This window comes from Wolbachia pipientis (assembly GCF_023661085.1).
In the GTDB taxonomy this organism is placed as follows: domain Bacteria; phylum Pseudomonadota; class Alphaproteobacteria; order Rickettsiales; family Anaplasmataceae; genus Wolbachia.
This window is the reverse complement of record NZ_JAHDJT010000043.1, coordinates 1-9,595: the sequence shown is the minus strand read 5'-3', so window position 1 is coordinate 9,595 and position 9,595 is coordinate 1. Positions and strand designations below refer to the sequence as shown.

General features: G+C 35.9%; 13 protein-coding genes. 8 read left to right on the top strand and 5 right to left on the bottom strand.

What is annotated here, in order from left to right; all coding sequences use genetic code 11:
• Positions 1 to 242 precede the first annotated feature (242 nt).
• Both mraY and DM84_RS02740 read left to right on the top strand, forming a co-directional pair.
• Positions 243 to 1,223: a phospho-N-acetylmuramoyl-pentapeptide-transferase gene (gene mraY / locus DM84_RS02745; RefSeq protein WP_250778218.1), complete on the top strand. Its 981-nt coding sequence runs from the start codon at positions 243 to 245 to the stop codon at positions 1,221 to 1,223.
• A 6-nt stretch (positions 1,224 to 1,229) separates the two neighbouring features.
• Complete coding sequence (locus tag DM84_RS02740; RefSeq protein ID WP_250778217.1) at positions 1,230 to 1,838, top strand: ribonuclease HII; 609 nt, start codon at positions 1,230 to 1,232, stop codon at positions 1,836 to 1,838.
• Between the two features lie 52 nt (positions 1,839 to 1,890).
• On the opposite strand, the gene DM84_RS02735 is transcribed toward DM84_RS02740, so the two are convergent.
• The 3 genes from DM84_RS02735 to DM84_RS02725 are packed head-to-tail and all read right to left on the bottom strand — an operon-like array spanning position 1,891 to position 3,913.
• Complete coding sequence (locus DM84_RS02735) at positions 1,891 to 2,505, bottom strand: SCO family protein (protein ID WP_250778216.1); 615 nt, start codon at positions 2,503 to 2,505, stop codon at positions 1,891 to 1,893.
• A gap of 33 nt (positions 2,506 to 2,538) precedes the next feature.
• Positions 2,539 to 3,246 (bottom strand): DNA polymerase III subunit epsilon, encoded by a 708-nt coding sequence (gene dnaQ, locus DM84_RS02730; RefSeq protein ID WP_250778219.1) that lies wholly within the window; start codon positions 3,244 to 3,246, stop codon positions 2,539 to 2,541.
• A 10-nt stretch (positions 3,247 to 3,256) separates the two neighbouring features.
• Positions 3,257 to 3,913 carry a Tim44/TimA family putative adaptor protein gene (locus DM84_RS02725; protein WP_250778215.1) on the bottom strand — a complete coding sequence of 219 codons (657 nt, stop codon included), beginning with the start codon at positions 3,911 to 3,913 and terminating at the stop codon, positions 3,257 to 3,259.
• A 162-nt stretch (positions 3,914 to 4,075) separates the two neighbouring features.
• Here DM84_RS02725 and secB point away from each other — a divergent pair, with 162 nt between their 5' ends.
• From secB to sucD, 4 genes are all read left to right on the top strand, one after another.
• A complete protein-coding gene (gene secB / locus DM84_RS02720) occupies positions 4,076 to 4,579 on the top strand; it encodes a protein-export chaperone SecB (protein ID WP_250778214.1) in 504 nt (167 codons plus the stop codon).
• Between the two features lie 190 nt (positions 4,580 to 4,769).
• Positions 4,770 to 4,970 carry a 30S ribosomal protein S21 gene (gene rpsU, locus DM84_RS02715; protein ID WP_250778213.1) on the top strand — a complete coding sequence of 67 codons (201 nt, stop codon included), beginning with the start codon at positions 4,770 to 4,772 and terminating at the stop codon, positions 4,968 to 4,970.
• Positions 4,971 to 5,000: 30 nt separating this feature from the next.
• Positions 5,001 to 6,161, top strand: coding sequence for an ADP-forming succinate--CoA ligase subunit beta (gene sucC, locus DM84_RS02710; RefSeq protein ID WP_250778212.1), 1,161 nt, complete (start codon positions 5,001 to 5,003; stop codon positions 6,159 to 6,161).
• A 3-nt stretch (positions 6,162 to 6,164) separates the two neighbouring features.
• Positions 6,165 to 7,043, top strand: a complete 879-nt coding sequence (gene sucD / locus DM84_RS02705; protein WP_250778211.1) for a succinate--CoA ligase subunit alpha — start codon at positions 6,165 to 6,167, stop codon at positions 7,041 to 7,043.
• A gap of 7 nt (positions 7,044 to 7,050) precedes the next feature.
• On the opposite strand, the gene dapF is transcribed toward sucD, so the two are convergent.
• Entirely contained in the window at positions 7,051 to 7,827 is a 777-nt protein-coding gene (dapF, locus tag DM84_RS02700; RefSeq protein WP_250778210.1) for a diaminopimelate epimerase, read from the bottom strand.
• On the bottom strand, positions 7,812 to 8,369 hold the full coding sequence (locus tag DM84_RS02695) for a nitroreductase family protein (RefSeq protein ID WP_250778209.1): 558 nt from the start codon (positions 8,367 to 8,369) through the stop codon (positions 7,812 to 7,814). The genes dapF and DM84_RS02695 overlap by 16 nt, the downstream gene beginning before the upstream one ends.
• 237 nt (positions 8,370 to 8,606) lie before the next feature.
• Here DM84_RS02695 and DM84_RS02690 point away from each other — a divergent pair, with 237 nt between their 5' ends.
• Entirely contained in the window at positions 8,607 to 9,002 is a 396-nt protein-coding gene (locus tag DM84_RS02690; protein WP_250778208.1) for a biotin transporter BioY, read from the top strand.
• Positions 8,999 to 9,409 (top strand): DUF1284 domain-containing protein, encoded by a 411-nt coding sequence (locus DM84_RS02685; protein WP_250778207.1) that lies wholly within the window; start codon positions 8,999 to 9,001, stop codon positions 9,407 to 9,409. The genes DM84_RS02690 and DM84_RS02685 overlap by 4 nt, the downstream gene beginning before the upstream one ends.
• The last annotated feature ends 186 nt before the right edge of the window (positions 9,410 to 9,595 follow it).

Below are 9,595 nucleotides of genomic sequence, written 5' to 3'. Positions count from 1 at the left end.
GTTGAGGATAAAAACGCCGATATTTGAGGTACATATAAATAATTAGCCACCGACCAGGGCTTCTTTTGCCTTTTTTCGTTTGATAAACTTTTTAATGTTTAGATCAGTGCGATTTAGGAGCAACAGCGTTACAAAAAACACCAATACTTAAAATCTAGTTCTAATGACTATTCCAAATCCTCTGTGCTATGATATTTGTGAGTATCCGGTATAATACTCGATTGGTTAATTTAAATAGATAGATGACTTCATCTATAAAAATATTTTTTACCTCGTTTATTTTTGGATTTATTCTTTCCCCCTATTTTATAAAACTTCTAAAAAAAGTATGCAAAAATGGACAGCCAATCAGGTTGTATGGACCAGAAAGTCATTTAATGACAAAAAAAAATACCCCTACCATGGGCGGGATAGTAATACTGATTTCTTCCTTACTACCAATCCTACTTTGGACTCAACTAACGCCAGAAATTCTATTGCTGGTACTTATAACTCTGTTTTTTGCCCTGATTGGATTTATTGATGATTATCTAAAATTAAAAGCAAATAACCATCGAGGTTTAAGCGCAAAAACCAAAATACTTATCCAATTTGTTGTCACTCTGATTGGTATGTCCATATTTAAGCTATATTTTGCTGAGGACTTTGCAAAAACGTTCCTAGTTAAAGGAATAATGATCGACTTTGGCTGCCTATATGTTCCGTTTGCTGCGTTTGTGATTGTCGGCTCTTCTAATGCTGTAAATATTACAGATGGTCTAGACGGCCTTGCTGCAACTCAAGTTATCACTTCTTTTGTTTCTTTAGGACTAGTTGCGTACATAACTCAAGCAAACGTAAACATTATTTTATTCTGTATTGCATTTGTAGGAGCAATTTTAAGTTTCTTGTGGTTTAACGCACACCCGGCAAAAATGTTTATGGGTGATGTTGGCAGTTTATCAATCGGTGCAGCTTTGGGACTAATCAGTGTTCTCATTAAAAGGGAAGTATTTTTCGCTGTTATTGGAATAATTTTTGTAATAGAAACACTATCTGTAATTCTCCAGGTATTATATTTTAAATATACAAAGCTTAAGCATGGGAAGGGAAGGAGGATTTTTCTTATGGCACCAATACACCACCATTTTGAAAAGAAGGGATGGTCAGAAAATGAAATAGTTATGAAATTTTGGATAATTGCCATTACCTGTTCAATCTTTACTGTAGCTTTCTTGTTATAAAAACTTATGGCATACCCAGATTTCACATTAGAAAATAAATTATCAGGAGTGATAGCAGGAGTGGACGAAGTTGGAAGGGGTCCGCTAGCTGGTCCTGTAATGTCTGCAGCAGTAGTATTCACCGATAGAAATATAATCATTGAAGGAATTAATGACTCAAAAAAGTTGACTGCTAAAAACAGGCAAGTTCTATACGAAAAGATAACGTCTGTTGCAAAATTTGGTATAGGAATGGCAAGTGTTGAAGAAATAAATTCATACAACATTTTACAAGCAACGAAACTTTCAATGCAACGTGCATTGACAAACTTAGGTCTAGAATTAGATTATGTGCTGGTTGATGGTAATCAATCACCTAAAGTAAAATGGCAGGTTAGGTCCATAGTAAGCGGTGATAGTTTGAGTATATCAATTGCAGCCGCTTCAATTATCGCAAAAGTGACAAGAGATAAGCTGATGCAAGAGTTGCATGATCAACATCCAGAATATAATTGGTATAAAAATAAAGGATATGGGACAAAAGAGCACATAGATGCTATAAACCTCCACGGTATTACAGAACATCATAGAAGAAACTTTGCACCTATCTCACACTTTGTTGAACAAATGCCTTGAGCTTAGCTAGGTAGAAATGACATCCGTTCAACGCAAAACAGATGTGGCAAGCCTATAGCTCACTTACGTATTTTGTGATCTCAGCTGTGATTTTATCAGATTGACTTTCATCCGAATTTAGATCAGCTGCAAAGTGTGTGACATATTTTCCTCCAGGGCCAATAAGATATATTATTGAAGAATGGTTAATTTCCTCTTCCCCACCAACTTTGCTAGCATATACTTTATAATTTGCAATTACTTCGTCTATTTTCTCTCTCTCACCGGTCAGCATTTGTATCCTATGATCAAATTGCTGCTGAAATTCTTTGAGTTTTTCCGTGCTATCGCGTTCAGGGTCAATTGTTATAAAAAACGTTTGTAGCTTGTTATTAGTTTTCTCATCTAGCTTTGCAAGTGTTTCTGAAATTATTCCAAGATTCATAGGGCAAATCTTTTTACATGAAGAAAATCCGAAGAAAATCATCATATACTTATCTTTAAAATCACTACTACGTATGATCTGTCCATCTTGATTAATCAAAGAAAAATCTCCTCCTATCTTGACTTCTGCGTTGTGAATCACTGCTGGAGCAAATATGCCTTTTTTAGTGAAATAACAATAACCAAGAAAAATGGCTGCTAATGTTACTATTACACTAGACAATAACCTTGCAAACTTTAGCATTTAGAGAGCACATAGTAAAATTAAATTGTATCTTCATTTATTGACCCATTCAATAAATTTCTTCCAAAGTGGATTGTTAATTTTATCCAACAGCTTTCTATGTTCATTAACTTCTTCATTACTTGGTGAGTGTTCCCTACGAGCTAAATTACGTACTTTGTGCTGAATGGCTGTGGAGTTGTTATCCTGCTCACATTGATTATCAAACAAGAAAGTTTGTAACCCTCCTGTGAGCTCAACATATACTTTTGCAAGCAACTGAGCGTCAATTAGTGCTCCGTGTAATTCTCTATTCTCCAACGATATATCAAAACGCTTACATAATGCACTTAGAGATGCGGGTGAACCTGCAAACTTTTTTCTCGTAAGTGGCAATGTATCCAGCACTCTGTCTGAAGAGATTAATCCAGCACTCAATTTACCCAACTCCATATTAAGGAACTTGATATCAAACTCAGCGTTGTGAATTATCAAAATATCGTTAGATATAAAGTCAAGAAACTCTAATGCAATATCTGGAAATAATGGTTTATCTTCTAAAAACTCTTCACTAATGCCGTGAATCTTAAATGAGTGGTAAGGTATACCTCTTTCTGGATTGATATACCGATGGAATACTTTACCTGTCGGGATGCGATTAATTAGTTCCACACACCCTATTTCAATAATCCGGTGACCAGATTCGATATCCAAACCAGTAGTTTCAGTATCAAGTACTATTTCGCGTAATTTATTTTCCATGTTCATAGAATTATTCATACTTTACGTTCGTTTTACCATCATCTGCCTTTTTATAGTTTACGGAAGTAAGCAACCAGCTTGGGTTTGATGAAGTAATATTTTTTTTGAATTGCCAAACATCCTCAACTTTATTGATAGTGGATGTGCTACCTGATATAATATCTCCCTTGTCATTCTTAACAAAGTTAATTTGCTCTGAAAGGAAATATACTGCAATAAACACTACATTTTTTACTAGTTTTATTTCTAAAATCTTTTGTGAAACAATAGAAACAATTATAGATTCTTGTATCTCTTTACGATGTCTGATCTTCTCTGCAAAATTGTTGTATAAGTCTTTATCCAAGAGAGGTTTTAACTGAGACAGATTTCCTTGATTGAAATATTTTATTATTAATTCGAAAGCTATGCTTGAACCTTCCATGAAATGGGAAACGGAGAAATCTTTATTTTTTTGTAATATTTGCTCATAAGTAGCTTTTATTGCATTTTTGTCGTTGCTATCGATGTAATCTTCAATGTTTTCTACTACATCTTCTCTACTTTGGCTTATATCAAGTGCACTAGTCAGTTTTGTTAGATTGAGGTTTGTTGATTTTCCTAAAGAATTGTACAACCGTGAAAAAATGAATGCCGCCAATAAAGCATATATTACGAGCTCTATCATAGTAACTCAACCCCCTAGCATATAAAGTACCTGAACATTATTAATTATTAATGAAAATGGCTTATCCTATCTGTAATTTAGGTTTGCTATTCATCTATAAATGGTTATATTGTACAAGAAAGTGTTAAATACTTCAACTTATATTATAAGGAGACGCAAAAAATGTCACAACACAAAATGAAAATTCATGGTCAGTATATTAAAGATCTATCGTTTGAAAATCCGAATTCACCATTTCTCTCTGCAAAAGAAGTTCCAGGCATTAATGTAATGGTTAATATCAATTCAGTGAAATTGGAAGGAGCTGAAGGCGAGGAAGGAGAGAATGAAGAAAAATCTTTCCATGAAATTACTTTGCATATAGAAGCCAAAGCAACGGTAAAAGATGAGAACATAAAAGATGGTATTGCTTTCATTTGTGAAACGAAATATTGTGGTATTTTTTCAATAGAAAACTTTGCAGAGCTAAGTGCAGAAGAAATAAGGCAAGCTTTATTTATTGGTGGGCCTACTTTTCTTTTTCCTTTTGCGAGAGAAATAATTGCAAGGGTTACAAGTAGTGGTGGGTTTCCTTCACTTATGCTAGATCCTATAGATTTTGAAGCTATGTATAAGCAGCAGAGTCAACAACAAAAAAGTACTGCGAGCAATGAGAATTTTAACTGATACAGCACTACTTCGTTATTCCGGTGTATGAGATGATTTTGTTGCATAGCAAATTAAGATGCTCCAACGCTTTTAATAGTTAAGTCTTTTTAAAGATATCCCTTTTGTATTACAGCTAAGTTTATAAAATAATTGACAATGTTAATTTTCTAGTTTATAAGTAGATTTTTGACCAAAGGAGGTATAAAGTTTGATTGAAGTATCAGTTCATTATGGTGATGTAGATAGAGCTTTTCCAGTATTGAAAAAAACAATTCAAAAAGAAGGAAGAGGGATAAAAATGAAAAAGCAATACCATGAAAAGAAATCAGAAAAGAGAGCTAAAAAGAAAGCTGAAGCTAAAAAAAAGAGGCGCCAACAAGAGACTACAAGACAGCCTTATGGTTGGTAGTTTTTAATAGAGTTTATCATTGGTTGTTTTATGAATATTCACGAGTATCAAGCGAAAGAGATTTTGCGCAAATTTAATGTTCCAGTGCCAAAGGGTTTCGTTACTACATCTGCAGAAGAAATAGAGACTCAAATGGATCAGTTAAAATCTGACGTGCTTGTGGTTAAAGCTCAAATTCACGCAGGTGGCAGAGGCAAAGCTGGTGGTGTAAAGTTGGCAAAGTCGGCTGAAGAAGCCAAGCAGTTTGTAAAGTCTATGCTTGGCATGACTTTAATTACTCACCAAACAGGACCAAAAGGGCAGCAAGTAAGGAGAGTATACATTGAGGAAGGCTCAAGCATTAAGAAAGAGTATTATTTAAGCCTAGTAGTTGATTCCAAGCTCAGTAGACCAACATTCATATTTTCCTCAGAAGGTGGAATAGATATTGAAGAAGTTGCAAAAAATTCTCCTACAAAAATTGTAAAATTTGATATTGATTACACTGCTGGTTTTACCAGTTTTGATAGCAGCAAGTTAAGCAACAGTTTGAATTTGAGCCCAGAACAAATAAAAAAAATAACAAATGTTGCAAAAAATATATATGATGCATTTATTGCAACTGATGCAAGCCAAATAGAGATTAATCCACTAGTTGAAACAAATTCTGGAGATTTTATTGCGCTTGATGCTAAAATTAATTTCGATGATAACGCTTTATACCGTCATTCGGAGATTGTGGAACTCCGTGACTATGATGAAGAAGTAAAAGAAGAAATAGAAGCTTCGAAACATGGGCTCAGTTATATTAAAATGGATGGCAACATTGGTTGCATGGTAAACGGTGCGGGTCTTGCTATGGCAACAATGGATATAATAAAATACTACGGAGCAGAACCTGCCAACTTTTTGGATGTTGGCGGTGGGGCAAGTAAAGAGACTGTCACCGAAGCGTTTAAAATTATATTGTCTGATAGTAACGTAAAGGGGATTTTAGTTAACATATTTGGCGGTATAATGCGCTGCGATATCATTGCAAGTGGTATCGTTGAGGCTGCAAAAGAAATGAGTATAAAAGTTCCTTTAGTGGTCAGGTTATCAGGTACTAATTTTGAAGAAGGAAAGAGAATCTTAGAAGAGTCAGGATTAAATATTATTGCTGCAGACGAACTTGATGAAGCTGCACAGAAAATAGTAAAAGAGGTAAAATAAATCATGTCCATTTTAGTAAGCAAAGATACAAGATTAATATGCCAGGGTTTTACTGGCGCACAGGGCACATTCCACTCAGAGCAAGCAATTAACTACGGAACAAAAATGGTTGGTGGTGTAACTCCTGGCAAAGGCGGAAGCTCTCACCTTAATTTACCGGTCTTTAATACTGTGGTAGAAGCTAAGGAAAAAACTGATGCAAATGCCACAGTGATATATGTGCCTGCTAAGTTTGCTGCTGATGCAATACTAGAAGCAATAGATGCGGAAATAGAGCTGATAGTTTGTATTACAGAGGGCATTCCTATACTTGACATGGTAAAAGTTAAGCATGCGCTTATTAGTTCGAAAAGTCGATTGATTGGTCCCAACTGTCCGGGGGTTATCACACCTGAAGAATGTAAAATAGGAATTATGCCAGGGCATATTCACAAGCGTGGACATATAGGGATTATGTCTCGTTCTGGAACTTTGACTTATGAAGCAGTAGCGCAAACAACTGCTGTTGGCCTTGGTCAGTCAACGTGCATAGGAATTGGAGGGGATCCTGTTCATGGTATGACGTTTGTTGATTGTATGGAGCTGTTTTTAAAAGATGAAGATACCCATGGTATTGTAGTCATTGGTGAAATAGGTGGAAATGAAGAAGAGGATGTATCACATTTTGTGAAGACAGAAAAAACTAAAAAGCCAATTGTTGGGTTTGTAGCTGGTCAAACAGCACCTCCAGGAAGACGCATGGGACACGCTGGAGCGATTATCTCTTCTAGTGGAGGAAGTGCTGGCGCAAAGCTGGAAGTTATGAGGAGCGCTGGTATTGCAATTGCAGAAACTCCTGCAGTAATTGGTAAAAAAGTTTTGGAAGTAATGAATCAAGTTTAGAATATTGCTATAGAAACCCTACATTACCAGTTATAAATACATCGTCTGCCCATTCAACTAGTAAGTTTCCCCCTGGCGAATTTACAGAAGTTTGCTTAGCAGTCAAATACTTACGAAGTACGGACGCAACAAATACTGCACAAGCTGCGCTACCACATGAAGCAGTGATACCTGTACCTCTTTCCCAAACTCTTAAGTTTATTTCTCCACACTTTTCAATTTGTACAATGCTGACATTCACTTTCTTGGGAAATAATATGTGGTTTTCCAATCTTGGTCCTAAGTTTTGCAACGGTATCTCACTTATGTTATCAACAAAAAAGACTATGTGAGGATTGCCAATATTCACTGCAACTGGATCTTTTAGCATTTCAACCTCTATAGGTAAGCAAAGAGTGTTACATTCAATGGATAGAGGAATTTCATGCCATTTAAACAGTGGTTTACCCATATTGACCTTTATGGACCTACCATCCACCTTAAAGCACTCTAAAGTGCGCTCGTTTATTAACTCGATAGTTGCATACTCAGTGCCTTTTTCTGACATTATCAAATATCCAACGCAACGTGCTGCGTTTCCGCACATTTCAGCTTGACTACCGTTAGCATTGTAGATGTGCATGAAACAGTCCGCAGCATCAGACCTTGTCATAATTATCACCTGATCGCAGCCGTTTTGATCAGCAATTTGTCTATAGTTCCAGTCTAAATTGTTTGTTAAACGTGAGTCTATGATAACAAAGTTGTTACCAGTGCCATGCATTTTTTTCAGGGCTTCGGCCATTCGTCATAAAAAAATATTTCTTCTATTGGCCTTCTTTTCTTTTCCTTAACTTCAGCACCCTCTTCTTCGTAACCAACTGCTACCACTGACATTACATTAAAATCATCAGGTATGTTGAATTTTTCTATTATTTTATCCCTATCAAATCCACCCATTTGATGTGCCATTAAGTTCATAGATGCAGCCTGCAACATAAGCGCATAGTTTGCTGCGCCAGTATCATGCTTAGCCCAGAAATTTTTTCCTTTATCCAGCTTTCGAAAATTTTTAGCACTTAATGATATAATTAGAACTTGTGCGTTTTTTGCCCATTTTTGGTTAGATCCATCAAGACAATTTAGTAATCTTTCCCATGAACCTTGGTTATTTTGCTTGTTACATATAATATACCTCCAAGGTTCGTCACCAAAACATGAAGGAGAAAACCTTGCTGCTTCTATCAGCATATTGATCTTTGCCTGATTTACTACTTTATTCGGATCGTATAAACGCCCGCTATGTCTTGCTTTCATCAACGCCAATAGATCTTGTTCATTTATCATTTTGATTTAGGTATATAAATTAACTCATTGTAGCACAATATAAGTAAAATTTAAATTGCGAAATTCCATAAATATAATACTATAAATATATTTCATTTGGAGTGGTATGTTTACAACACAATATAGTAGCAAATCAACATTAGTTGAAGTTCTCTCTTGCGTCTTGCTCTTGTTTCTAATGGCTCAAATAAGAATACCGTTGCAACCTGTGCCTATCCACTACAAAGTTTAGGAGTGATGCTTATTGGACTCAAATTTAACCGCAAAACGGCATTTTATTCCGTGCTTACATATTTATCACTTGGTACAGCAGGGTTACCCATTTTTGCGGGGTTTTCTGGTGGTTATCACACTTTTCTTGGACCAACAGGTGGATATTTAATTGGCTTTTTAGCTGCTGTTATGGTAATGGGCGAAGTAAATGAGTTACTAGACTCCAAATGTGAATCACTTATGCGTAATTCTCTAAGTTGTCTGGCTGGCACAGTTGCGATCTTTATCTATGGTGTCAGTTGGTTTGCTATTCACGTTGGTCTGAAACAGGCAATAACGTTTGGTGTTCTGCCATTTATTCTGCCTGGTTTAGTGAAGATTTCTCTACTAGTGGCGGTTTTACAATATTTAAAAAAATGATAAGGTTCCGCCCTCATCATTTTATGTGCACTCTTGCATTTCGAGGGTATGGGTACTCTCAGGGTTTTGTAAAAAACTATAGAAGGATAGCGAATAAAGTAATTACCAATCCCAATACTCAAATTAAGATAGTCGGTGATCTTGATAGTATCTGCAGCGCTTGTCCAAGTCAGACTAAAAAAGGTGAATGTACCACACAAGCTAAAGTCTTAGAGCTAGATAGAAGGCATATAGAAGTTTTAGAGATAAAAATTGGAGAGGCCTTAACCTGGAACGAAGCAGTAAAAAGAATTAGAGAGAAAATGTCTTTAGAGAAATTTGACTACGCATGTGAGAAGTGCAACTGGAAGCTATATGGAATATGCAAAAGTGCCCTTTTGGATTGCCACCTCCAAATAATGCGTTGATGAAAATATTGAAGTGAAAGAATCCTATTTTTAGAAAAATACCTGTGCTGCGCAGGAAAAAAGCAACAGCCCGCTGAGCTGTTGCTTTTTTCGCTATAGTAGTTCATGCTCTCCAGCAGCATTAACATGAGCATACGCGTCAAGTTAAGGAAAGAAGATGTGAAAGAGAACAGAATAATAAGGTAT